28 protein-coding genes are annotated in these 23,860 nt (G+C 29.2%); 5 read left to right on the forward strand and 23 right to left on the reverse strand.

Going from position 1 to position 23,860, the window contains the following annotated elements:
• The first annotated feature begins 38 nt into the window (after positions 1-38).
• Positions 39-3,179 (forward strand): penicillin-binding protein 1A, encoded by a 3,141-nt coding sequence (locus tag CLPU_RS03440; RefSeq protein WP_082154052.1) that lies wholly within the window; start codon positions 39-41, stop codon positions 3,177-3,179.
• An 82-nt stretch (positions 3,180-3,261) separates the two neighbouring features.
• On the opposite strand, the gene CLPU_RS03445 is transcribed toward CLPU_RS03440, so the two are convergent.
• The 21 genes from CLPU_RS03445 to CLPU_RS03530 form a co-directional block, all read right to left on the reverse strand.
• Positions 3,262-4,002, reverse strand: a complete 741-nt coding sequence (locus CLPU_RS03445) for a class I SAM-dependent methyltransferase (RefSeq protein WP_200898471.1) — start codon at positions 4,000-4,002, stop codon at positions 3,262-3,264.
• Positions 4,003-4,087: 85 nt separating this feature from the next.
• Complete coding sequence (locus CLPU_RS03450; RefSeq protein ID WP_082154053.1) at positions 4,088-4,726, reverse strand: transglutaminase-like domain-containing protein; 639 nt, start codon at positions 4,724-4,726, stop codon at positions 4,088-4,090.
• Positions 4,727-5,063: 337 nt separating this feature from the next.
• Positions 5,064-6,536 carry a spore germination protein gene (locus CLPU_RS03455; protein WP_050354261.1) on the reverse strand — a complete coding sequence of 491 codons (1,473 nt, stop codon included), beginning with the start codon at positions 6,534-6,536 and terminating at the stop codon, positions 5,064-5,066.
• Entirely contained in the window at positions 6,526-7,098 is a 573-nt protein-coding gene (gene spoVAEA, locus CLPU_RS03460; RefSeq protein ID WP_097677530.1) for a stage V sporulation protein SpoVABEA, read from the reverse strand. The genes CLPU_RS03455 and spoVAEA overlap by 11 nt, the downstream gene beginning before the upstream one ends.
• Positions 7,099-7,115: 17 nt before the next feature.
• Positions 7,116-7,478, reverse strand: a complete 363-nt coding sequence (gene spoVAE / locus CLPU_RS03465; RefSeq protein WP_321169965.1) for a stage V sporulation protein AE — start codon at positions 7,476-7,478, stop codon at positions 7,116-7,118.
• A gap of 13 nt (positions 7,479-7,491) precedes the next feature.
• On the reverse strand, positions 7,492-8,508 hold the full coding sequence (gene spoVAD, locus CLPU_RS03470) for a stage V sporulation protein AD (RefSeq protein ID WP_050354263.1): 1,017 nt from the start codon (positions 8,506-8,508) through the stop codon (positions 7,492-7,494).
• Between the two features lie 13 nt (positions 8,509-8,521).
• The gene (spoVAC, locus tag CLPU_RS03475) at positions 8,522-8,965 is read right to left on the reverse strand and encodes a stage V sporulation protein AC (protein ID WP_050354264.1); all 444 of its coding nucleotides are present in this window, start codon (positions 8,963-8,965) and stop codon (positions 8,522-8,524) included.
• A 13-nt stretch (positions 8,966-8,978) separates the two neighbouring features.
• Positions 8,979-9,128, reverse strand: coding sequence for a hypothetical protein (locus tag CLPU_RS17140; protein WP_157857695.1), 150 nt, complete (start codon positions 9,126-9,128; stop codon positions 8,979-8,981).
• A gap of 14 nt (positions 9,129-9,142) precedes the next feature.
• Positions 9,143-9,574, reverse strand: a complete 432-nt coding sequence (locus CLPU_RS03480) for a stage V sporulation protein AB (RefSeq protein WP_050354265.1) — start codon at positions 9,572-9,574, stop codon at positions 9,143-9,145.
• Positions 9,575-9,607: 33 nt separating this feature from the next.
• Complete coding sequence (locus CLPU_RS03485; RefSeq protein WP_082154054.1) at positions 9,608-10,222, reverse strand: stage V sporulation protein AA; 615 nt, start codon at positions 10,220-10,222, stop codon at positions 9,608-9,610.
• Positions 10,215-10,370: a hypothetical protein gene (locus CLPU_RS17145; protein ID WP_157857696.1), complete on the reverse strand. Its 156-nt coding sequence runs from the start codon at positions 10,368-10,370 to the stop codon at positions 10,215-10,217. The genes CLPU_RS03485 and CLPU_RS17145 overlap by 8 nt, the downstream gene beginning before the upstream one ends.
• Before the next feature lie 83 nt (positions 10,371-10,453).
• Entirely contained in the window at positions 10,454-11,221 is a 768-nt protein-coding gene (sigF, locus tag CLPU_RS03490) for an RNA polymerase sporulation sigma factor SigF (RefSeq protein ID WP_050354267.1), read from the reverse strand.
• A gap of 5 nt (positions 11,222-11,226) precedes the next feature.
• Entirely contained in the window at positions 11,227-11,664 is a 438-nt protein-coding gene (spoIIAB, locus tag CLPU_RS03495) for an anti-sigma F factor (protein WP_050354268.1), read from the reverse strand.
• Positions 11,665-11,680: 16 nt separating this feature from the next.
• Positions 11,681-12,016 (reverse strand): anti-sigma F factor antagonist, encoded by a 336-nt coding sequence (gene spoIIAA / locus CLPU_RS03500; RefSeq protein ID WP_050354269.1) that lies wholly within the window; start codon positions 12,014-12,016, stop codon positions 11,681-11,683.
• A gap of 166 nt (positions 12,017-12,182) precedes the next feature.
• Complete coding sequence (locus CLPU_RS03505; RefSeq protein WP_050354270.1) at positions 12,183-13,043, reverse strand: bifunctional 5,10-methylenetetrahydrofolate dehydrogenase/5,10-methenyltetrahydrofolate cyclohydrolase; 861 nt, start codon at positions 13,041-13,043, stop codon at positions 12,183-12,185.
• Between the two features lie 75 nt (positions 13,044-13,118).
• Entirely contained in the window at positions 13,119-13,799 is a 681-nt protein-coding gene (locus CLPU_RS03510; RefSeq protein WP_050354271.1) for a M48 family metallopeptidase, read from the reverse strand.
• Positions 13,790-14,875: a sugar ABC transporter substrate-binding protein gene (locus CLPU_RS03515; RefSeq protein WP_050354272.1), complete on the reverse strand. Its 1,086-nt coding sequence runs from the start codon at positions 14,873-14,875 to the stop codon at positions 13,790-13,792. The genes CLPU_RS03510 and CLPU_RS03515 overlap by 10 nt, the downstream gene beginning before the upstream one ends.
• An 18-nt stretch (positions 14,876-14,893) precedes the next feature.
• Positions 14,894-15,829 (reverse strand): carbohydrate kinase family protein, encoded by a 936-nt coding sequence (locus tag CLPU_RS03520; RefSeq protein WP_050354273.1) that lies wholly within the window; start codon positions 15,827-15,829, stop codon positions 14,894-14,896.
• 45 nt (positions 15,830-15,874) lie between these two features.
• Positions 15,875-16,420 (reverse strand): ABC transporter permease, encoded by a 546-nt coding sequence (locus CLPU_RS03525; protein WP_050354274.1) that lies wholly within the window; start codon positions 16,418-16,420, stop codon positions 15,875-15,877.
• 4 nt (positions 16,421-16,424) lie between these two features.
• A complete protein-coding gene (locus tag CLPU_RS17150) occupies positions 16,425-16,580 on the reverse strand; it encodes a hypothetical protein (protein WP_157857697.1) in 156 nt (51 codons plus the stop codon).
• Positions 16,581-16,869: 289 nt separating this feature from the next.
• Positions 16,870-17,616, reverse strand: a complete 747-nt coding sequence (locus CLPU_RS03530; protein ID WP_200898472.1) for an ATP-binding cassette domain-containing protein — start codon at positions 17,614-17,616, stop codon at positions 16,870-16,872.
• Between the two features lie 208 nt (positions 17,617-17,824).
• Between CLPU_RS03530 and CLPU_RS03535 the strand changes: the two genes are divergently transcribed.
• Together CLPU_RS03535 and CLPU_RS03540 are read left to right on the forward strand one after the other, a co-directional pair.
• Positions 17,825-18,388, forward strand: coding sequence for a DUF436 family protein (locus CLPU_RS03535; protein WP_050354275.1), 564 nt, complete (start codon positions 17,825-17,827; stop codon positions 18,386-18,388).
• Positions 18,389-18,551: 163 nt separating this feature from the next.
• A complete protein-coding gene (locus CLPU_RS03540; protein WP_050354276.1) occupies positions 18,552-19,154 on the forward strand; it encodes a thymidine kinase in 603 nt (200 codons plus the stop codon).
• Positions 19,155-19,510: 356 nt separating this feature from the next.
• On the opposite strand, the gene CLPU_RS03545 is transcribed toward CLPU_RS03540, so the two are convergent.
• Positions 19,511-20,005 carry a dihydrofolate reductase gene (locus tag CLPU_RS03545; RefSeq protein WP_235436109.1) on the reverse strand — a complete coding sequence of 165 codons (495 nt, stop codon included), beginning with the start codon at positions 20,003-20,005 and terminating at the stop codon, positions 19,511-19,513.
• 292 nt (positions 20,006-20,297) lie between these two features.
• On the opposite strand from CLPU_RS03545, the gene CLPU_RS03550 reads away from it, so the two are divergent.
• Together CLPU_RS03550 and CLPU_RS03555 are read left to right on the forward strand one after the other, a co-directional pair.
• Positions 20,298-21,236, forward strand: a complete 939-nt coding sequence (locus CLPU_RS03550) for an ABC transporter ATP-binding protein (protein ID WP_050354278.1) — start codon at positions 20,298-20,300, stop codon at positions 21,234-21,236.
• On the forward strand, positions 21,223-21,966 hold the full coding sequence (locus CLPU_RS03555; protein ID WP_050354279.1) for an ABC transporter permease: 744 nt from the start codon (positions 21,223-21,225) through the stop codon (positions 21,964-21,966). Before CLPU_RS03550 ends, CLPU_RS03555 begins: the two co-directional genes overlap by 14 nt.
• A 57-nt stretch (positions 21,967-22,023) precedes the next feature.
• Here CLPU_RS03555 and CLPU_RS03560 read toward each other — a convergent pair whose 3' ends face one another.
• Positions 22,024-23,607 carry an AbgT family transporter gene (locus CLPU_RS03560; protein WP_050354280.1) on the reverse strand — a complete coding sequence of 528 codons (1,584 nt, stop codon included), beginning with the start codon at positions 23,605-23,607 and terminating at the stop codon, positions 22,024-22,026.
• Positions 23,608-23,860 lie beyond the last annotated feature (253 nt).

Raw genomic sequence — 23,860 nt, forward strand, 5'->3', positions numbered from 1 at the left:
ATTGTTGTTCTACCTTCATCATTTAAAGGAGGTTTAATATGACTCAAGAAAATAATAAGTCACCTAGAACTGAAAAAAATAAATCTAAAAAAGTAAAAAAGAAGTGGGGATTTTTTAGAGTTTTATCCATGGTAATACTAATTACAATGATAGCAGGAACAGGTATTGTTGGCGGACTAGTTTTTGGAGCTATTAGAAATGTTCCAGAAATAGATCCTTCTAATATAGAATCATTGTTACACCAAAACTCTACTATTGTCGATGAAGAGGGTAACTTAATAGAAAAGCTTCATGCTGAAGAAAATAGGACCATAGTGGACCTTGATAAGATTCCAAAACATCTTCAAAATGCATTTATTTCAATAGAAGATGAAAGATTTAGAAAACATTTTGGAGTTGATGTTAAAGGTATAATGGCAGCTCTCATTGCAGACATAAAGGCAGGAGCTGCTGTAAGAGGTGCTAGTACTATTACTCAGCAGTTAGCTAAAAACTTGTATTTAACTAATGAAAAAAAACTTACTAGAAAAATAAAAGAAGCTTATATTGCAATTAAGATGGAACGAGTTCTCACTAAAGATCAAATACTCGAAGCATATCTTAACAGAATCTATCTTGGTCAAGGAGCTTATGGAGTTCAAGAAGCAGCTCATACTTATTTTTCTAAAGACGTAAGTGAACTTACCCTTGCTGAAAGTACACTTTTAGCAGGTGTAACTAAAAATCCTACTAAGTTATCACTTTATAAGCTTGTAAGTCCAAATAACGTAAGTAAAGAAGATAAGGTTGTAGGAAATGTAGATATTTATGGTGAAAAGTATACCGCAGTATATAATCCTGATGTTATAAGCCGTCAAAGGCTAATTTTGATGAAGATGAAAGAACTAGGATATATATCAGAAGATGAGCATAATACAGCTCTTAATGAAGATGTTTCAAAATCTTTAAAGCCAGGTGCTAAGAAATTTACAGATATATCATCTTATTTCGCTGATTTTGTTAAAAGTCAAGTGCTTGATGATCTAGTAAAAAAAGCAGGATACACTAAAGAACAAGCACAAAAAGAACTATTGACTGGTGGTTTAAAAGTCTATGCCACTGTAGACTTAGATTTACAGCGTGAAGTAGAAAGTGTATATAGTAATTTTGCAAAAAATATTTTTAGTGGTAAAAGAACAAGTTCTTGGACTGTAGATGGCAGAGGTAATATAATTGATACAAGTAAATCAATAGTATATTATAAGAAAGCTAATATATTAGATGAGTCAGGAAGCTTGATATTAGAAAATGGAACTTATGAATTGACAGATGAAGGTTTAACTATAAACAATCGTAAGTTAAACATATACCCTAAAAGTATAGATATAAAAGACTATTATACTTTAGATAATAGAGGTAGTTTGATAACCCATACTTTGGGATCCATAGTTTTAAATGCTAAAGATTATAGAACACTATCAAATAAGGAAATTCTAATTAAAAATAGTTTTTTAAATAAAAACAAAGATTTTTATAAAATAGATGGTAATAAAAACTTATTAATTAATGGAAATTACTTTTTAAATGATGGTGCAGGAATTCTTCAACCTCAATCAGCAACCGTTGTTATGGATCATTCAAATGGAACAGTTAAAGCTATGGTTGGAGGTAGAAACTTTGAAGGCCAGAAGATTCTTAATAGAGCTTTAGCTCCAAGACAACCAGGTTCTAGTATGAAGCCTATAGCGGCATATCTTCCAGCACTTGATAATGGTTATACTGCTGCTACTTCTATAGATGACGTTCCATTTTACAATGGTAACGGAAAACTTTGGCCACGAAACTGGTATAGAGGTTATAAAGGACTAGTTTCTTTAAGGGAATCTGTTGAACAATCTATAAACGTAAACTCAGTAAAAGTTGTAGAAGATGTAGGTACTAGTCGTATTAAAGAGTATCTTCAAAAAATGGGAATAATAAAAGAAAATGAATCAGATTCTTTTGTAACAAAAGCTGAAAACCGTCAAACAAATGATGAGAACTTATCAGCACTTGGACTAGGTGGTATGGCTAAAGGAATAAGTCCTTTAGATATGACAGCAGCTTTTAGTTCAATTGCAAATGAAGGTGTATATATAAAACCTAGATCATATATAAAAGTAGAGGATAGATATGGAAATACTATTTTAGATAACAAGCCAAGTAAAACAAAGGTAGTTTCTCCTCAAGTAGCTTATGTAATGACTGATGTACTGAAATCAACAGTAACTTCAGGCTTAGGTAAAAAAGCTAAATTAGATGCTTCTAACTCAAGAATACCAGTAGCAGGTAAAACTGGTACTACTAGTGATAATACTGATCTTTGGTTTGTTGGATATACTCCTTACTATTCTGCTGCAGTGTGGATCGGTAATGACTCTCCAAGTGTCAAAGTTGCAAGTAGTCATTCCAGTTCTTCTGCTGCACAGTTATGGTCAATAATTATGAAAAGTGCTCACAAGAAGTTACCAGCTAAGAACTTTAAAATGCCAAATAATATTGTTAGAAGAAATGTATGTACAGTATCTGGCAAACTTGCTACAGACTTATGTAGACAAGACCCTAGAGGTAATGTAGTAAGAAGTGAGATATTTGTAAAAGGCACTGAGCCTAAAGATTACTGTGATATGCATGTTAGAGTAAACATAGATACAGTTAGTGGAATGCTTGCTAGTGATAAATGTCCTTCTAGCTTAGTTGCAAGCAGAGTGTTTATTAAGCGTAATCCACCATACAATCCATCTAAACACGGTGGTATAGTTCCAGATGACTATAAGTATACTGTTCCAACTAAAACATGTGACCATAGTTCACACTATAATAAAAAAGAAGATGATAATAATATCATTGACAACATTATTGATAGTATTATTAATAATGGTAATAACGACAATAATGGTAGTGACAATAATAATAACAACAATAATGGCATTGATGTTCCTGGAAATAACACTATTCCGAATAATAACAATGGTAGCAATAATGGCAACACTGGTGGTAATAATAACGGTGGTACCAATGGTAATGGTAATTCTGGAAATGGTGGCACCGGAGGCAATAATGGTGGAGGAACTGGTGGAAATGGTTCTAACCCAGATAATGGCAATGGTAATGGCAATAATGGAGGTAGTGAAGTACAGATTCCAAATGATGGTGAATAAACAATAGTAGTTTAATAAAAAACCATCCAAATTATATTGGATGGTTTTTTGTGTGTAATATTTTAGTTTCTTTATTAGATTATTATCTTTCTACTACCCAGAATCTACACTCTGTCGAAAATGCTCTTACTTCTATGTTTTCATTTGCTAACTCTAGCCTATAACAATCTTCTATATGTATAAATCCTGAATCTGTAATATCTTGTAGTATTTCTTCACGTGTAGGAATATGTATATAAGTACTACTTTCTTTTTCCTTAATAATAAGATCCCCAAATTCTATTAAACATGGATCTTGCTTACCTTGATCCCATTTTGTTTTTTCTTTTTTCCAGAACTCTTTATATTCTGTCTCTATATTTCTATCATGTGTAGTAAATATAAAAATTCCATTTTCCTTTAAAACTCTTCTTATTTCTTTCATAGCTTCTACTCTATTTTTTCTCCCTGGTATTTGCATTAAACCATTAAATGAAAATATCGCAGAATTAAAAGATTTATCTACATAAGGTAATTTACAAACATCACCTACAATAAATTCTATGTCAAAATTATTTAGTTTAGCTAAATCTTTTGCATAGCTAATAAAATTCTCTGACAGATCTAATCCTTTAATACTTTTAAAACCAGATTTAAAAAGACCAAAGGTTGTTCTTCCAGTACCACAACCAATATCTAAAATCTTATCATCTTTTTTTATATATTTATTTATAATTTTCTTTTCAGATTCCCATAATCCTATTTTTTCTATAGCGTCTATATAGCTTAAAATAGTACCTTCTCTATTATATGAATTTTTTATTAAGTCCTTAGTAACTCTCATTACTCCACTCTCCATAGATCTATATTTGAATTTTCAAACCAAGATATAGTCATTTACTAGTTCATCTATAACTCTAATTAATATTTTATTTATAAGAATAAGCTTTTATAAATTCTTTTTCTAATTTTTGTGGTAAATTATCAAATAATTCTGCTACTGTTTCATATGTATTAAGAGCTTTAATAATATTAGCATCAGGCTCAACAAAAACTAATGGTATATCTTCTTCTTTAAATTCTTTTCTAATGGGAAATGCTAATTTTTCCTCTTCTAAACTAAATTGAGCATCTACTCCTTTTTTATTTCCTCTAGCATCTACCCTTATCCATTTTTTTATTTTCTTTATGTATATAGCATTAAGTCCATGTAAAATCAAATAATTTTTTTGATCGTCATCTAAAATGAGCCTTTGATAGCAGAATCCAGTTGGTATCCCCATACCTCTTAGCAATGCAGCTAGTAAATGTGATTTAGCATAACATATTCCCTCTTTTTCCCTCAGTACATCTGATGCTTTACATGTAACAACTTTTCCTTCTACATCTGCTGAATGATTTATATTATCTCTTACATATTCATAAGTTTTTCTAATTAAATCAATCTCTGACTTTACTCCAATTTTTAAATATTTAGCTAACTCTATAATATTTTCATTTTGAAAGTCTATTATCATTGTATTCTTTAAATAGTCTGTTATATCATCCGATTCTATTACTAAATTCAAAGTTATTCCCCCTTTATTCATCTATACTATCATTTATATTACTTCTTATAAAAAATAACCTCTATTTAGAACATATATACATTAACAAAATTAAAAAGCTTATGAAGCTCTTGAATCTAAAAATTCATTATTGGTATGTTTTCCATGAAATATTAAAATATCCTTTAGTTTTTTCATAAATAAGCATTATCTTTACTACACTTAGTATTTATGCTTGCTTCACATTAAAATATTTTACTTCTTATCCATTAGATTTAGTATATGATACACATAGTAATAACATCTAATACAGAATATAACCAAGAAAAAAGTATGCTCAACTTAATAGCATACTTTTTTATCGTTTATTGTTTTCGTCTCTACTTCGAGTCTCATCATTTTCAGTTTTTAAAAATTCTGGCCTCATTCTAACTTCAGGAATAGGAGTTCTTAATAAAATAGACTTTAAAGCTCTCTTGTTAAAAGGAATGAGTGGCCATAAGTAATCTACCCCACCAAAAGACTTAGTTTTAAATAGTGATATTAAAAGCAATATAATTCCTGCTATAAACCCGTATATGTTAAATAGTCCTGTAAATACTATTAAGATTAGTCTGAATATCCTAACAGCCATAGCAAACTCAATACTAGGAGTAGCAAACATCCCTATTCCTACAATTGCTGTATATAATATGGTCTCAGGAATAAATAATCCTACCTTTACAGCAAACTCTCCTAGCAAAAGTGCACCTATAATACCTAATGAGGTTGTAAGTGCATTAGGTGTATGAATGGACGCTATTCTCAAAACATCTATACCTACTTCTAAAATTATAAATTGTAATAATAGACTTATCTCTCCTGTTTTTTCTGGACCAATAAATTCCAGCCATACTGGTAGAAACTCTCTATTTTGAACTAATAATAGCCATAATGGGGATAATATATATGATAGGAATATAGATATATGTCTTACCCATCTTATATAACTTCCAATAGTGGGATTTTGATAATAGTCTTCTGCGTGTTGTGTAAAATGGAATATAGTAACAGGTAAAATCATAACACTTGGAGTAGTATCAACTAAAATAATAATATGACCTTCTAACATATGAGCAGCAGCTACATCTGGTCTTTCTGTAAATCTAGCTTGAGGAAAAGGATTCCAGCTATTTCCGAATATATATTCTTCTAGTGTTTTTACTCCCATTAGTAATGATTCTGTATCAATTTTATTTATCTTTTCTCGTAAATCGTCTAACATCTGTGAGTTAACAATATCTCCTATATATCCTATTGCTACATCATTTTGTGATCTTTTACCTACTTTCATAAGCTCAAATCTAAGATTTGGATCTCTAATTCTTCTTCTAATTAAAGCTGTATTGAATATTATAGTTTCAACAAATCCATCTCTAGATCCTCTAGTTACCTTTTCTAAATCGGGCTCTTCTGGACCCCTAGCTGGATATGTTCTAGTATCAATTACTATGCCTTCTTCTACACCTTCAATAAAAAGTACAGCAGATCCTGATAAAATACAATATTCTAATTCTTCCATATCATCAGTAGAGTTGCACTCTACATAAGGAATTTTTAGAGATATTATATTTTTGAGGAAGTTAGGAAGTACTTCCTCTTTTTTACAACTTTGAAGTATAGATAAAATCCAGACCATAACATCATCTTTTATAAATCCATCTATAAAGAAAATAGAACTATCTTTTCCTGCTATTTTAATATCTCTTCTTACTACGTCGAAGCTTTTGCCTACACCCATTTTATTTGATAGATTATTTATAACTTCATTATAGTCCCTCTTATTCTTCATTTTTTTTATGATCGCTCCTATTCAAAATTTCCTTTATTGCCTTTGTAAGAACAGGAGCCCCTTCACAAATTCTATCTTTACCTTGCATTTTTCCTATATCACCAATTCCAACAACTAATGGTCTTTCCTGTATATAGTTAATAATATCTACTGTATCTCCATATAATATTTTACTATCAGTCTCTAATCCATTTTTATCAACAGCATTTTCTACTATTTCACACATACAGTTAATAGAAAAGTCAACTTCTATACCCTCTATTTCTTCTGTATTTGATGCAACAGCAATAACTCCTAGTATTTCCATATCTGAGTGCTCCATTATATCTTTTAGAGCCTGCTCTCCTTTTCCGAATCCAGGGTCACCTATATCGTCTACCATAACAAGTACAGGATCATATTTTGCTTTCTTTATAAGTTCTACAATCGTACTTCCTGTTAAAGGTGTAGGATTACCTGCTGATCTTGAAATACATCTTCCTCCAACATTTAAAGCAGCTTTTTCTACAGCTTTTTGGGCTATTGAATCCCCATCTGTTACTAAAATAATTTCTCTTTTCATTCTAATAACATCCTTTACTATTGCTTAGTTTTAGGATTAAATATAACGGACATTATATATCCAAAGAAAGTTGCAGCTGCAACTCCAGCAGCCGTAGCTTGAATTCCTCCTGTAAAAGCTCCTATTATTCCATCCTTTCTAACTGCCTCTATAGCACCTTTAGCTAATGAGTATCCAAATCCAGGTAGCGGAACTGTGGCTCCAGCACCTGCAAACTTTACTAAAGGTTCATATATTCCTAATGCAGTTAATATAACTCCTGAAGTTACGAATATGACTAATATATGAGCTGGATTCAACTTTGTGTTATCAAGTAATATTTGACCAATAACACATATTAATCCTCCAACTAAAAAAGCTTTTAAAAATTCTATAAGCATATTTTTTATCCTCCTATTTACTATTACTTATAGTTATAGCATGTGCTATACCAGGTATAGTTTCTCCTTGTTGAATTCCTACTGGTGAGTGAAGAGCTCCTGTTGAAACTAATAATACTCTATTTAAATTTCTAGCTTTAATTTCTTTAAAAACATATCCAGCAAATACAGATGCAGAACAGCCACATCCACTTCCTCCTAAATGTGTATCTTGCTTTTCATTATCAAATATTTCTATACCACAATCTGTATAAATTTGAGATATATCATATCCTTCTTTCGCTATTAACTCTTCAGCTATTTCTGCTCCCAATATTCCTAAATCTCCTGTTATTATAAGATCATAGTCTTTAACTCTAAATCCAGTATCCTTAAAGTGTTGTACAATGGTATCTACAGCAGCAGGTGCCATAGCCGGTCCCATATTATTTGCATCTTTTATTCCTAAATCTATTACTTTACCAGTAGTTACATGAGTTACATAAGGACCATTTCCATTAGAAGATAATACTACTGCCCCTGCTCCTGTAACTGTCCATTGTGCAGTAGGTGTTCTTTGATTACCATGCTCTAAAGGATATCTATATTGTCTTTCAGCACTACTGAAATGACTAGATGTAGCACACACTGTATAATCAGCATACCCTCCATCTACTATCATAGCACCTAGACTAAGAGATTCTGACATAGTTGAGCATGCTCCATATAGACCAAAAAAAGGTATTTGTAACTGTCTAGCAGAATATGCTGAAGATATTATTTGATTTAACAAATCTCCTGCAAATAAATAATCCACATCATTTTCTGTAATTTTAGCATCTGATATAGCGCTTCTGATAGTTTCATTTTGTATTTTTGATTCACTTTTCTCCCAGCTTTCTTCTCCCCATAAATCATCTTCTAATATAAGATCAAAATAATCTTTTAAAGGTCCCTCTCCTTCTTTAGGACCAACTATACAATAAGTAGATATGATTGATGGGGGATTTTCTAATTTCACTGTTTGCTTGCCTAATTTTTTTTGTGCCAATTTAATTACCTCCTTATCTCTTTAAAAGTAAGTATATAAGCCCTACTAGTATAGAGCTTCCATATCCATAAACAAGAACTGGACCTGCTATAGTAAACATTTTGGCTGCAACCCCTAATACAAATCCCTCTTTTTTATATTCCATAGCAGGAGATACTATAGAGTTTGCAAATCCAGTTATAGGTACTATCGCTCCAGCTCCTCCTTTTTTTGTTAGTTTATCATAGACTCCTATCCCAGTTAGAAAAGCTCCTAAAAATACAAGAAGCATAGAAGTTGAAGATGCAACTTGTTCTTTACCTAGTCCAACACTTTCAAAATAGTTAGTTATAATTTGACCAATAACACATATTAATCCTCCAACTAAAAAAGCCCATATAATATTTTTTATATAGTTTGGTTTTGGAGTTTTTTTATCAACATATTTTTGATAATCTTTATTATTTAAATTATCCATTTTATCATCCCTCTCATTTCAAATTATTAAGTTTTTGATTCTTCCTTAAGTTACATATATCATCATTAAATTTATAATAGTTTTCGTAATTTCTTATTTTTTTATCCTTTTTATTTAATCCATCTAAATGGCATTCAAAACTTTTTACAAATGAATTCTTCATATATAGAACACCTCTTATTTGCCATTTAAGAATATCCACTCTACAAGTGAGCCTATCATCTTTCCTAGAGCTGTTGATATAAGTAGTATTTTTATATGATTATCACTTATCTTCAATTTTTTTACTAAAACAGGTATTACATTTAGAACTTCAGCTAAAGCTGATGCAAGAAGACCTACAAACATGCCAAATAGGAAACCCATAGGAATTACTAAAAGTTTAACTATTTGACTTATATTTAATGTAAAATTTGTTAGTGTCAAAAATGTTATCAAAGTTATAGATACACTAATTACCAATCCATATAATTTGACATATCCTTGAGTTTTGCTTATTTGTGAAAGTCTAGGTATAACATCTAATACTGTTAAAAATGCTGCCGCTGCGCTTCCTACTACAGCTCCTCCGGATATTGATATTATTATAATAAGTATAGCTTTAATCAATTAATCACCACCAAAACTAACTTAGCTATAATCTTAATTGTGTTTTGTAGAGTCTAATATATACTCATCAACATCTTTATCGTATAGATACATCTCTACTTCTAAAGGACTTGGTTCTTTTTCTGATTTTTTAGCAAATATATGATTGAAGAAAGAAGTCATACCTGCTCCTATACCAATTGAATATGGTATTTGGATAATTAACAAGTTTTTAGATTTCTCTCCTGTTATTAAAAAATACATCTTTTTAAAAGTCTCTTCTATATTTACATCAGAGTGAAAGTTAGTTATTGCTAGTGCAGCTCCAAAAAATAATAATATACTTACTAATATAACTTTAAAAATCTGAAATATTTTATTTTGACCTTTATTCTTTTTTGATGATACAAGTATCTCTGGTTCTCCTATTGCCACTATATCTATATCTTTAATGTTTTTATGAATTATATCTATAACTTTCAAAACTGGTATTACCTTATTTTGATTTATACTTTCTTTTGTTTTTTCTATATCTATATTTGCTATTTTATCTTGAATTTTTTCATCATTACAAAATATACTTGCTACATCTTTTATCTTTAACATTTTTCCAGCTTCTACTTCTACCTTTGGTTCAGTTTGAATATATACCTTTAATTTTTTAATAATAAATCACCTCGTTATGAGTTGACTTAACTAATGTAGCTCTAGTAGGAGTTTTAATTTTTGATTCTTTATTTTCATAAATAATATATCCTGCTAATGTCAAAGATAATAATATAATACTTGCTATTATCAATTTCATTTTTTTCTTCATATATATCAACTCCATATTTTTTTACTAACTTTATTATGTGATAATTAGCAAATTTTAATACAAAAAAATAAAGATGTGAATTTTCACACCTTCGTAAGCAAGTTTTTCATATTTTCTAAGACTTTTTTTTCTATTCTTGAGACTTGTACTTGAGATATTCCCAACATATTTGCTATTTCAGTTTGGGTTTTATCTTTAAAGTACCGCATTATTATAATTTGTCTATCTCTAGGCTTCAGTTGTCCCAATAATTGTTTTAAAGTTATTTTATCTATTATTTCACTATCTTTATTCTCTGTTGCCATGACTTTGTCTATAAGATGTATAGGAGATCCATCACTTTGATGAATAATATCATATAAATAATCTGGTTGATGGTTTGCATCTAGTGCCATAACAATTTCTTCCTTTGTAATATCTATTTCCTCAGATATTTCTTGGATATTAGGTTCTCTTCCAAGTTTTTTTGTTAATTTTTCCTTAGCCATATTTGCTTTTGTTGCTGTTTGCTTTAAAGATCTACTAACTTTTATAATCCCATCATCTCTAAGAAATCTTTTTATTTCTCCTATAATCATAGGAACAGCATAAGTAGAAAATCTAACCTCATAGCTCGTATCAAATTTTTGAATTGCTTTTAAAAGTCCAATACATCCTATTTGATACAAATCTTCTACTTCGTATCCTCTATTTAAAAATCTTTTTAAAACACTTTTTACTAACCCTAAGTTATGTTCTACAAGTTTTGATTGTGCAGTTTCATCTCCCTGCTGGGCTTTATTTATGAGCTCTATAGTCTCTTCATGATCTAATAGCTCATACATCGGCTGTGTAGCCGTAACTGTCTTCATATTATCTACTCCTTAACAGGAATGCTTTTAAACTCTTTTACCATTCTAATCTTTGTTCCAACTCCATCCTCAGATGTAACTTCAAGTAAGTCCATAAATGTTTCCATAACAGTAAAGCCCATACCAGATCTTTCTAACTCAGGTTTAGATGTATAAAAAGGTTCCATAGCTGTTCCTATGTCACCTATCCCCTTTCCATTATCTTGAATTATTATTTCAATCTTATTATCGATTATATTACATTCTATATTAACAATTCCGGAATTATCATCATATCCATGTATTATGGCATTTGTAACTGCCTCTGATACTGCTGTTTTTATATCAGCCAATTCTTCAATTGTAGGATCTAACTGTGAAGCAAAAGAAGCTACCACTACTCTTGCAAAAGATTCATTTTGTGATTTACTTGGGAACTCAAGTCTCATACTATTTTGTATCATAAATTCATCACTCCCTTTACATTTTATCAATTGCATCGTTTATATTGCCATATATGTCAACTATTTTCATTATTCCTGACATCTTTAAAATTTTTTCCACCCTAGAACTTACATTTACTAGAGCTAACTTTCCATTATTTTCCGATACTATTTTATATCTTCCCATAAGTAATCCTATACCTGAACTGTCCATAAAGTTAAGATTATTTAAATCAATCACCATATTCTTCAGCATTTTTTGATTATAAAACTCATCGATTTCTTCTCTAGCCTCTTTTGCTGTATGATGATCTAATTCTCCACTAAAGTTAACTAGTAAGCTTTTATCTTTTATTTCAAAATTTAGTTGCAAAGATTATCCCTCCTTGTTTTTCTAAAACCTAATTACTACTATTCTTTAGTCATCTTCTAGTTTCCTTCAATGAAAAGCGTCTTGTTTTGTATAATAATTACAAAAAAACACGAAAATACTCATAGTTACACTATAAAATAAAGAGCCTGAAAATTTCAGGCTCTTTTTACTTTATATTGTTCATTCTTTTGCACGATATTAATACATGATTTAAAAGAATCGTAGTAGTAACACTTCCTACTCCTCCTGGCACTGGAGTAATAGCTTTTACCTTATCAGCCACATTATCATAATCAACATCTCCACATATTCCGCCATTTCCATCATCATTTATTCCAACATCTATAACTATATTATCTTCACTAAAGTACTCTGGTCCAAACATTTTTGCTCTTCCTGTTGCAGCCACTACTATATCTGATTGAGAAGTTATTTTTGGAAGTTCTTTAGTTCTTGAATGACAAATTGTAACTGTAGATCTTTCTTCTAGTAACATCATACTAAGAGGCTTTCCTACAACCATACTTCTATTAACTACTGCTATATTTGCTCCTTCTAAAGGAATTATATTATAATATTTTAATATTTCTACTACAGCTTTAGGTGTACATGGAACAAATCCATCCATTTCTCCTTCAAATACTTTCTCTAAATTAATTGGATTCATACAATCTATATCTTTATTTGGATCTATTAGATTTTCTATAATTTCAGTATCTATATGATCTGGTAATGGTCTAAATATTAAAATTCCATGTATATTGTCGTCATTATTAAGTTTTTTAACTAAGTTTATTAATTCTTCCATAGAAGATTCAGCAGGTATTTGAAAAACTTCACTATCTATATCTACAGTTCCACAACTTTTAATAACACCTTTTTCATATGCTATATCATCTGGTCTATCTCCCATTCTTATAATTCCTACTTTAGGAATTATATTTTTCTCTCTTAAGTCTTTAACTTCAACTCTCATTTTTTCTTTTAATGCTTTAGCTACTTCATTACCCTTTAATACAGTGCTCATTATGAAATCCTCCTTCGTTTCTTTGTAAATGGTATTTCTTATTAGTAATTCAATGTTAATTTGTAAAATATAAAATTAAAAAAATAGCTTTAAGCCATTAATTTTAAGCCACTCTTTTCTTTCCCTATAGTCTGGAATTATGCTTTCTACTAAGTTCCAAAAATTTTTAGAATGGTTAAAATGAATCAAATGACACATTTCATGTACTACGATATAGTCAATTATATCAATAGGAGCCATTATAATTCTCCAATTAAATAGTAAGTTTCCTTTTGATGTACAAGTGCCCCAACGTTTTTTTTGCTCCTTAAGTTTAATTTTTTGTGGAGATACATCTATATATTGTTTATAATAATTTATTCTCTCAATAATTATTCCAATTCCATTCTCTATATACCAAGTCTTTATAGTTTGAACAATTTTTTCTTGTTCTTGGGTATTAGTATAGACACAAAATATATTATCTGTTAATTCAATATGTCTCTGTTTTATTTTTTCATTAAAAGTTATTTTAAATCTATATTCTCTTCCTAAGTACAATATAGTTGTTCTTTCCTCTATATTTTTATGCTTAAAACCTAATTCTTTTAATTTTTCTATTTCATTATATATCCCCTCAGAATTTAACTCAACTATTTCCATTATTCTTTTTTTATTTACCCATGGTGGAGATATAACAGTTATACTATCTTCAGATTCAATTGATATTTTAATTGTTTTTCTTTTTCTATATATGATATTAGTTTTTATTTCCATCCCTCAAAACTATCTACATTTTTTGAATTAACTACCTCTAGAGGTGTCCAATATACTTTCTGATCTATATTTTGTCCTTCTAGTGCTTTAAGTGCAAGTATCAATCCACCTTTTGCATAAAGATATGGTGACATTGCAACTGTTGCATCTAATTCTTTAGATTTTATAGATTCCCTAGCTTCATCTATAAAGTCAACACCTACTACAACTACATCTTGTTTTTTATTCATTGCTTTTAAAGCATCTACAACACCTAAAGCCATCATATCATTAGCACAGAATATTCCTTCAATATCTGGATTAGCCTGTACTATATTAGTAGCTATATCATATGATTTTTTTCTATCCCAGTCACCGGCTTGAATAGAAATTATTTCAACACCATCTACAGATTCAAAATATTTTTTAGCTCCATTTTTTCTTCTTTCTCCTTGTGAAGCTCCACTTATTCCTTCAATAATAGCTACCTTACCTTTTTTTATTTTATCAACAATAAATTTAGCTCCTATTTCTCCTTGTTTTTCAGTATCAGTAGTTATATGAGCTAGCACATTTGCTCCTGCTTCTTTACCTTTTTTATCGTCAATATTGTTTCCTGCTGCCACTACTGGTATATTCTTTTTATTCGCTTCTAATACGCCTGGAATAAGATTGAAAGGTGTTATAGCTGAAAACACAATAGCATCATAGTCTTTTCCTACTACTGACTTAAATATATCTAATTGTCCATTAACATCATCTTCTTTAGGTGTTGCTAAAACATCACATTTTACTCCATATTCTTTAGCTGCGGATTCATATCCTTCTTTAAATGTTACCCAAAATGGATTAGAAAGAGTAGGCTCTATACCAGCTATTTTATATTCTTTACTAACTTTTGGCAAGGGTTGTAGTGAATCTAATAATTTTTTCTCTGCCTCTTTAAAAGCAGTATTTTTTTCTGTTTTTTCTTGTTTAACGCTTTCTTTAAAAGTTTCTTTGTTTTTTATATCTTCTTTATTAGCATCCTTATTTGTACATGCCACTACATTAAAAAGCATAATTATTGATATTAAAGCTGCAAATATTCTTTTCATCACGTTACCTCCTATCTTTTATTTACTTTTAGTTATACACTCTTTTACTTCATTCAATGTTACATGTATTCTTGGACCTAGTTGAGTACATTTTATAGCTGCACATGCATTTGCAAATACTAGTGAGTCTTTAACAGGAGCCTTCTTAATAAGCATAGAATAAATTACTCCTCCTAAAAAAGCATCTCCTGCTCCTGTTGTATCTATGGCATTAACTTTGAATGAAGGACAACTAATAGTTTCTTTACTATTCCTCCATATTGCACCTTTATCTCCACAAGTAACTATAACGCCCAATTTAGGTCTATATTTTTCAAAGACAGTAATAGCTGAACTTTCATAATCTTTCTGCCCAGCAAGTTCTAACATTCCATCTCCATATCCACAGATTATATCACTTAAACTCATCATTTCTTCTATTTCCTCTAAAGTCACTCCTAAAGCTTCCATTCTATCAGGAGTTGATTGTAAATTAACAACTACTTTAATTCCTTTTTCTCTGCATATCTTTCCTAGTTTAATAGCAGGTTTAACTGGAAACATATCGGTATAGAACACATCTACATCATCCAACATGTCCTCATTAACTTCTTCTTCTTTTAAATTCATTAGACTATCCCCTACATTAGAGAAAATCATTTTTTTACCTTTTTCACCTACAGCTATAAATGTACGAAGTGTAGTACCACCTTTGTTTGTCACTATATTATCAGTAGATATTCTATTATTAGAAAGATCTTCTAAAAGGACTTTTCCGTATTGATCATCTCCTATTTTAACTAATAAAGATGTATCTACATTAAGTCTGGAAAGTGTCACTAGCACATTTGCACAACTTCCTCCTGGTAAAACTTTCTCTTCTCTTATTAGGCTAGTCCCATCTTCTTTAGGAATATTATCACATTTAAGTATAGTATCTATAGCTGCTGTTCCTAATCCTAATATTTTTGCCATTTATATCACCTACTTATTTTTTAAAACATTTTTGTACTTATATTATTAATTAAATGCTTTTCTTTTCTCAGACAATATAACTGCCACTATTAATATAACTCCAACTAACAACTGCTGATAATATGAGGCTATTCCATTCATAATAAGTCCATTTCTCAACATTCCCATTAATATGCCAGCAATTAAAGTTCCCATTATACTTGCTCTTCCACCTTTAATACTTGTTCCTCCAAGTATTACTATAGCTATAACTTCCATTTCTAGCATATATCCAGACAATGGATCTGCACAATTTAACTTAGATGTAAGTAGAATACCTGCCATAGAAGATATTATTCCACTAAATACATATATGCTTGTCTTATATAGATTGACCGCTACTCCACTTCTTCTTAAAGATTCTTCTGAACATCCTAGAGCAATTGTGTAATTGCCATAGATTGTCTTATTAAACAAAATATATCCTAAGAACATTACAACTGTAGCAATTACAAATGATATAGGTAAATCATATATATTGCCTGTTCCTATTTTTATAAATTGATTTGAAAAACCATATATTGGTTTCGAATTTGTTATAACAAGTGTCAACGCTCTAAAAATCCACATTGTAGATATTGTTACTATAAAGGGATTTATTTTTTACAAATGATATAATAGTTCCATTTATTAGTCCACATAAAGCTCCTACTAATACTGCTATAATTAATCCTCCATATAAAGGAATATCATTGTGTAGGGATATTGCCATTATTACACTACTTAATGCTGATATAGATCAAACTGATAAATCTACTCCTCCCGAACATATTACAAAGGTCATACTAATACCAACTATTATATTAATAGCACTTTGATCTAAAATATTCTTGATATTATACCATTTGATAAAATAAGGTGAAGTAAACGAAAGGAAAATTAAAGAACAAAATAATATTATTGTAAGTATGCTTTGAGAAATATACTTATTTTTTAGATTATGTAAAATATTTTTCATATGTACATATATTTCATCACTTTTTTCATATCTATATATAATATTAAGCTACCCCAGTTATAATTTTTACTACTTCTGAATATGTTGTTTCACTAGTTTTTAAGTCTCCTATCAACTCACCATGTCTTAATATACAGATTCTAGTTGCTATATTAAATACTTCTTGTAAATTATGACTTACAATCATAATAGTAAGAGATTTTTCTGATAATTTCTTTATAGTATTATAGACTTCTCTCGATTCTTTAAGTCCCATAGCCGCTGTTGGCTCATCAAGAATTAATATCTTTCCGCCTTGATTTATAGCTCTTGCTATTGCAACCCCTTGTCTTTGTCCCCCTGATAATTGTCCAACTTCCGATTCAATCGATGGTATATTTATACTTAGTTCATTTAAAATCTCTTGAGATTTTAATCTCATAGTTTTTTTATCAGTAAAAAATTTAATTTTTAATATTTCATTTCCTAAAAAAATATTTGAAGAAATATCTAGGTAGTCTACTAAAGCTAAGTCTTGATATACAGTCGTTATTCCTTGACTCAAAGCATTATCAGGATTAAATTTTTCTATCTTTTTCCCAAATACTTCTATATGCCCTGAAGTTGGAGCATAATTCCCTGATAATATTTTCATCAATGTTGACTTACCTGCCCCATTATCTCCTACAAAAGCTACTATTTCTCCCTTATAAATATCTAATTTTATGTTTTTTAGAGCTTCAATATTTCCAAAATTTTTAGTTACATTTTTCATTGCCAAAACAGGTATTTTTTCATTAGATTGTTCCAATGTTACCCTCCTCTTACTAATAAAATTTATGCAATTAAGTAGTAAGAAAACATTTTCAAACCAAAAACATGCTAACATAAATATTATTTTTAAACAATTGCTATATATTTTTACAATAATTATATTTTCTATATAATTTTTATCTATTCGACATTTTTTCATGTAGTGATATAATGATCAATCAGATTTAAACTAAAAGAAGAAAACTATGAGAGAATATTTAAATAAAATATATGAACAAACTGAAAATATTTTTCAAGAGTTAATACATATAGATACAGAAAATATTAAATATAGAAAAATAGATTTGTGCCTATTATCTGGAAGTATAAGTAAAGTAGAAGGTTCGAAAATAGATACTTTAGCAAATCCAGATATAGCAATGGATATATGCAAATGTCTTTGGACTAACAAACCATCATATATGAATTTTGCTGTCCAGTGTTGTGAACATTTAAATAAAGCCATTATATTAGAAAAAGATTTAGCAGATCGCTTACTGTTAGAAGAAGTTCTTGTTTATCCTACAGAAAAAGCTGGTGGAACTTTTGCTTCTGTAGCTTATTCATTCTTTAATGATCCTGTCATAGTAGAAAATGTTAAAGCTGACGCTGGAATAGATATAGGCCTTAATATAATAGGTATGAATTTAAAGCCTGTCCCTCAATCTATCCCACTAAATACTGAATTCATTGGAAAAGCAAGAGTTGTATGTGCTAGAACTAGGCTAAAGTTAATAGATGGTGAACGTTCTTCATATTCCTGCAAATAGATTTATATATAGTTTTTTATTGATAAAACATATTAGCTTTTTAGCGATGTTTAAAAATATTTTTCAAAAACATATTTTATGAGTTATAATTTATAAATCAAGGATATCAATTATATATCTTTATCTTTGTCTTTTTATAGACAACATGCGAAAGGTGATAAATATGGCTCAATTGTTTTTTATATATTCAACTATGAATAGTGGGAAATCTCTTGATTTATTAAAATCAGCTCATAATTATACTATACAAGGAAAAGTTCCTTTACTATTTACATCTGAATTTGATACTAGAAATATAGAAATTACAGATAATGATTTAAAAGGTGAAATATTTACAAGAGTTGGTCTAAAACAAGAAGCTTGGCTTATTGAAAGAGTTAATGTTATTTCTTTAGTAAAATCTTCAAACGCTGACTGTATATTTGTAGATGAGGCTCAATTTTTAAAAGAAAAACATGTTATTACTTTAACTGAAATTGTAGACAAACTAAATGTTCCTGTAATATGTTATGGACTTAAGAACGACTTCTTAAATAACTTATTTGAAGGTAGCAAAATGTTACTTACTTATGCTGATAAAATACAAGAGATGAAAACCATATGTTTTTATTGCAATAGAAAAGCTACTATGAACATGCGATTAATAAATAACGTCCCTCATTTTTCAGGTCAACAAATATGTATAGATGAAAATAAACAGGATAAAGAAGTTTCCTATCTTCCTGTGTGTAGAAAATGTTACATGAACTTTAAACAAGGTAAATAATTATTTCTGTTTAAATTAAACCCAGTTAATTCAATATCAACTGGGTTTAATAAATATTATATATGTTTATTCTTGTTAATAATAAAATCTTAATTAAAATCATAAAAATAACTATAAAAATAGATCCGATAATTTTGTGTAGACTTTAACTACTTAGACTATTAGTAGCACTTTTATTTTGGTAATGATATTTTAAATAATCTCAATAATTACTAATTTCTGATTCAAGCAGTTATTGAAGTAATCATCTAAATAAATCTTTTTAGTACATTTTGAGTATCTTCTGATGTTTTGCCTTTGAATCATTAGTAACAATTTTAATTAATCTCCTCTATATTTATTTAATTTAAATTTCTTTATTTTTCCTTCTTCACATAAGTTGCGAATATATGTGGACATTCATGCTTTATGTTTTCCTCACTCATCTTTATGTCTTCTATTCTCCAGCTATCATCTATAATAGGAAAAAAAGCCTGGGGATCATCAAACTTTCTAAAAATATGTGTTATGTATAATTTGTCTGCATAGGGAAGCATTTGATTATATATGGATTCCCCACCTGCTATAAATACTTCTTCATTTTTATATTCTTTATTTATAAGATCTAAAGTTTCTTCTATACTATCTATAATTGTTACCCCTTCTAACTTTATATTCTTTCTCGTTATCACTATATTTTTTCGATTAGGAAGTGGTCTATTTTCTTCTGGCAAAGATAAATAAGTATTATATCCCATTATAACAGTATGTCCCTCAGTTACATTTCTAAAGTATTCTAAGTCTGGTTCTATATGAGCTAACATGTCATTATTTCTACCTATTCCCCAACTTCTATCTACAGCAACAATCATACTTATCAAAATAATCTCTCCTTTATTAAAGTATATTAATAAACTTCTCTTTTTGAATTAATATTTTTATTTTATCTAATTTGTATATATATATCCACATATATGTATACTTAATTTAATATTTTGAGATATTGTAATATTATGACTTTACGTTTTATATATAATGAGTTTATAATTTAACTCTAGGGTATTAATTAGAATAGAATTTATTTTTTTAATTATTCTTTCTAATTTTAATTAGTACATATTGAAAGAATATAAATATTAATTAATCCTAAGCGGAGGGATTATAATGATAATTGAAGTTGAAAACTTAGTAAAAGAATATAATGGTAGAAAAATTGTAGATAATATTTCCTTTCAAGTTAATGAAGGTGAAATTTTTTGTTTATCAGGACCAAATGGTTCAGGAAAAACTACAACAATAGAATGTATAGAAGGATTAAGAGATATAACATCTGGTAAAGTTAGAGTATTAGGAATGAATCCTCAAAGGCACAGAAAAAGTTTATATGGGAAAATAGGAATACAGCTTCAAGAAAGTAATTACCCTGATGAAGGTAAGGTAAAAGAAATTTGCAAACTTTTTAGTTCTTTTTACCCTAATCCTTATCCATATGAACAGTTATTAAAAGACTTTAACTTACATGAAAGCATCAATTTAAAAGCCTCAGAGTTATCGGTTGGACAAAAAAAGAAACTGGATTTTATTTTAGCCTTAATGAGTAATCCTAAAATAGTTTTTTTTGATGAAATAACTAGCTTTTTAGATCCAGGTTCTAGAAAAGATATGTGGTCAAATATTTTAGGCCTAAAAGAGAGAGGTATTACAACTGTACTTGTAACTCATCATATGGATGAAATTCAGCTTCTTTCTGATAGAGTTTGTATTTTACAAAAAGGTAAAATAACTGCTCTTGACACTGCTCAGAACTTAATAAAAAACTCCGGAATACAAGAGTTAGTAAAGTTTGATTTTGAAGGAGACAAAAGTCTATTAAATGATTTATTAGAAGTTAAGGGAGTAAATCATTTAGTATTAAAAAACAATCAAGCGTATGCCTATGGTGAAAGAGATCAAGTATTGTCTGCTGTTTTATATTATTTAAGTAATAATAATATTGTTTTTAGTAATTTGCGTAATAGAAAACCTAATTTAGAAGATGTTTATCTTAAATTAATTAACTATAAAGGATTTAAACAGGATGTGATAGACTATGAAAACTATTAAAGAAATGGTAGTATTTGAATTTAAACAATTAATGAGACTCTTCCCTACTGTATTTTTTTCAATATTTTTTCCTATTCTATTACTAATAGTTTTTGGAATCGTATATAGTAATAAACCTACTCCTGAGTTTGGTGGATTTGGATCAGTTGACCTATCAACTCCTGGATATGTAGCAATGATTATAGCAGTAAATGGAATAGTAAACTTATCTTCAAGTATATCTTTCTATAAAGAAAATAAGATATTTAAAAGATTAAGAGCCACACCTATAAATCTAACTGATATTATAATTGCCCAGTTTGTTGTTCACTTTTTAATGGCTATTATTAGCACTATTATTTTACTTATTGTTGCCTTTATAATATTTGATATTAAATTTTATGGAAATATTGTATCCTTCATTTTTGCTATGATTATATCTGCACTTAGTATTTCTTCTATTGGATTTTTAATTGGAGGTATATCTTCTGGAAGTAAATCTTGTACTGCAGTAGCTAATATAGTATATTTTCCAATGTTATTTCTATCAGGAGGATCTTTTCCAATTGAATTAATGCCCGAAAAGATGGTTAATATAGGTAAAATATTTCCTTTAACATATTCAGTCAGATTACTGAAAGAAACTTGGCTAGGACACCCTATATCCTCATATCCTATCAATATATTAGTTTTGATAGGTGTATTCATATTATGTACGATTATCTCAATAAAAACATTTAAATGGGAATAATAAAAAAACTGCCTAACTTAGATAACATCTATTAATAGGCAGTTTTATTATTTAATTTTAAAGTATTGATTGTCCTAAACTAACTACATATTCTATTGAAGTTGATAATGTCCCTATCGGTAGTTTTAATAACATCCAAATTATCAATAGTATGGTCCATCCTATCAAGAATGTCATTGAATATGGTAACATAGTTGATATCAAAGTACCTATTCCAGATTCTTCATCATATTTTTGAGCAAATGCCACTATAACTGCAAAATAATTCATAAGTGGTGAAATTATATTTGTAGTAGAATCACCTATTCTATATGCTAATTGTGTGAACTCAGGACTATATCCTAGTTGCATAAACATTGGGATAAATACTGGTGCCATTATTGCCCATTTTGCTGAAGCTGAGCCCATGAATAAGTTTATAAATGCTGTTAATATTACAAAGCTTATAATAAGAGGAATTCCTTTAAAATTAATAGCCTCAAGAGCAGTAGCCCCCTTTACAGCTAATATAGTTCCTAAATTTGTATAGCTAAAATATTGAATAAATTGTGACGCAAAGAAAACTAGAACTAAATAAGAACCCATAGTTCCCATTGTTTTAGACATACAATTTATTACATCTTTTTCACCTTTTACTGTGCTAGAACCTATTCCATAAAATACTCCAACTGAAGTAAATAAAAGCATTATTATAAATACTATACTGTCCATAAATGGTGAATTCTTTATCAACGAACCTGTTTCAGGATTTCTCAATATAGCATTTTCTGGCACTATTAAAAATCCTAATACAACTAAAAATCCTATAAATCCTATAAGAGAAAATTTTAATCCTCTTTTTTCCTTATCATTTAATTCAGTTGTTTCTATGGAAGCAGAACCTTTATACTCTCCTAGTCTAGGTTCTATTACTTTTTCTGTTACGATAGCTCCTAAAAATGTAATTACAAAAGTAGATACTATCATGAATATCCAGTTAGAGGCAGGATTTACTACATATGAATGATTCAATATCTTAGCTGCTTCTGTACTTAGTCCTGCCAATAAAGTATCTGTAGGTCCGACTAATAAGTTAGCAGAAAATCCTCCTGAAACTCCTGCGAAGGCAGCGGCTAGTCCTGCTAGGGGATGACGCCCAAAACTTAAAAATATAACTGCACCAATTGGAACTAATACAACATATCCTGCATCTGATGCTATATTAGACATTATTCCTAAAAATACAACTACATATGTTATAAGTCTTTTTGGTGTACTTGTAACCATTTTTCTAAGTAATGCTGATATAAATCCTGTTTCCTCAGCAACACCAACTCCAAGCATAGCTACAAGAACTGTTCCTAATGGAGCAAATGAAGTAAAGTTATTCACTGCATTTAAAAATATATATCTTATTCCATCGGCAGTTAATAAACTAACAGCGGACACTGTTATATTTTCTATTTGACTAGTTTCCCTATTTATCCCCTCATAAGTTACTGTTACTCCTAACTTATAGCAAATGTGAGAAACTATCATAATTAATAGTGAAAATAATATAAATAATACAGCTGGAGTTGGTAACTTGTTACCTACTACTTCAATCATGTCCAGAAATTTTCCAAATTTACTTTTACTTTTTTGTACTTTGGCTTTATCCATAATTTTCCTCCTTTTTCGTTTCATAATATATCTATTATCATAATCGATAAACATAGATAAAACTAATCCTATGACTTGTGATTTAGATGTTTCTAGCTTATCTAGTTATGAAAAAAGTATTGTACATGCAATTTTAATTTCGCAATAGATCTATATATTTAAATATATACTTAAAATACTTTTTTCATAAAGGAATAGCAAATTTTAAGCTTATGAGAATAGAGCATAATACTGTAATTATATCATTTATTGA

Source organism: Gottschalkia purinilytica (genome assembly GCF_001190785.1).
Classification (GTDB): domain Bacteria; phylum Bacillota; class Clostridia; order Tissierellales; family Gottschalkiaceae; genus Gottschalkia_A; species Gottschalkia_A purinilytica.

Excerpts from the sequence above, each read along its gene's own strand:
- CLPU_RS03440 (WP_082154052.1), top strand. The coding sequence starts at position 39 with ATGACTCAAGAAAATAATAAGTCACCTAGAACTGAAAAAAATAAATCT.
- CLPU_RS03445 (WP_200898471.1), bottom strand. The coding sequence starts at position 4,002 with ATGAGAGTTACTAAGGACTTAATAAAAAATTCATATAATAGAGAAGGT.
- CLPU_RS03455 (WP_050354261.1), bottom strand. The coding sequence starts at position 6,536 with ATGAAGAATAAGAGGGACTATAATGAAGTTATAAATAATCTATCAAAT.
- spoVAEA (WP_097677530.1), bottom strand. The coding sequence starts at position 7,098 with ATGAAAAGAGAAATTATTTTAGTAACAGATGGGGATTCAATAGCCCAA.
- spoVAE (WP_321169965.1), bottom strand. The coding sequence starts at position 7,478 with ATGCTTATAGAATTTTTAAAAGCTTTTTTAGTTGGAGGATTAATATGT.
- spoVAC (WP_050354264.1), bottom strand. The coding sequence starts at position 8,965 with ATGGATAATTTAAATAATAAAGATTATCAAAAATATGTTGATAAAAAA.
- CLPU_RS17140 (WP_157857695.1), bottom strand. The coding sequence starts at position 9,128 with ATGAAGAATTCATTTGTAAAAAGTTTTGAATGCCATTTAGATGGATTA.
- CLPU_RS17145 (WP_157857696.1), bottom strand. The coding sequence starts at position 10,370 with ATGAAGAAAAAAATGAAATTGATAATAGCAAGTATTATATTATTATCT.
- sigF (WP_050354267.1), bottom strand. The coding sequence starts at position 11,221 with ATGAAGACAGTTACGGCTACACAGCCGATGTATGAGCTATTAGATCAT.
- spoIIAB (WP_050354268.1), bottom strand. The coding sequence starts at position 11,664 with ATGATACAAAATAGTATGAGACTTGAGTTCCCAAGTAAATCACAAAAT.
- CLPU_RS03505 (WP_050354270.1), bottom strand. The coding sequence starts at position 13,043 with ATGAGCACTGTATTAAAGGGTAATGAAGTAGCTAAAGCATTAAAAGAA.
- CLPU_RS03510 (WP_050354271.1), bottom strand. The coding sequence starts at position 13,799 with ATGGAAATAAAAACTAATATCATATATAGAAAAAGAAAAACAATTAAA.
- CLPU_RS03515 (WP_050354272.1), bottom strand. The coding sequence starts at position 14,875 with ATGAAAAGAATATTTGCAGCTTTAATATCAATAATTATGCTTTTTAAT.
- CLPU_RS03520 (WP_050354273.1), bottom strand. The coding sequence starts at position 15,829 with ATGGCAAAAATATTAGGATTAGGAACAGCAGCTATAGATACTATACTT.
- CLPU_RS17150 (WP_157857697.1), bottom strand. The coding sequence starts at position 16,580 with ATGGCAATATCCCTACACAATGATATTCCTTTATATGGAGGATTAATT.
- CLPU_RS03535 (WP_050354275.1), top strand. The coding sequence starts at position 17,825 with ATGAGAGAATATTTAAATAAAATATATGAACAAACTGAAAATATTTTT.
- CLPU_RS03540 (WP_050354276.1), top strand. The coding sequence starts at position 18,552 with ATGGCTCAATTGTTTTTTATATATTCAACTATGAATAGTGGGAAATCT.
- CLPU_RS03545 (WP_235436109.1), bottom strand. The coding sequence starts at position 20,005 with ATGATTGTTGCTGTAGATAGAAGTTGGGGAATAGGTAGAAATAATGAC.
- CLPU_RS03550 (WP_050354278.1), top strand. The coding sequence starts at position 20,298 with ATGATAATTGAAGTTGAAAACTTAGTAAAAGAATATAATGGTAGAAAA.
- CLPU_RS03555 (WP_050354279.1), top strand. The coding sequence starts at position 21,223 with ATGAAAACTATTAAAGAAATGGTAGTATTTGAATTTAAACAATTAATG.
- CLPU_RS03560 (WP_050354280.1), bottom strand. The coding sequence starts at position 23,607 with ATGGATAAAGCCAAAGTACAAAAAAGTAAAAGTAAATTTGGAAAATTT.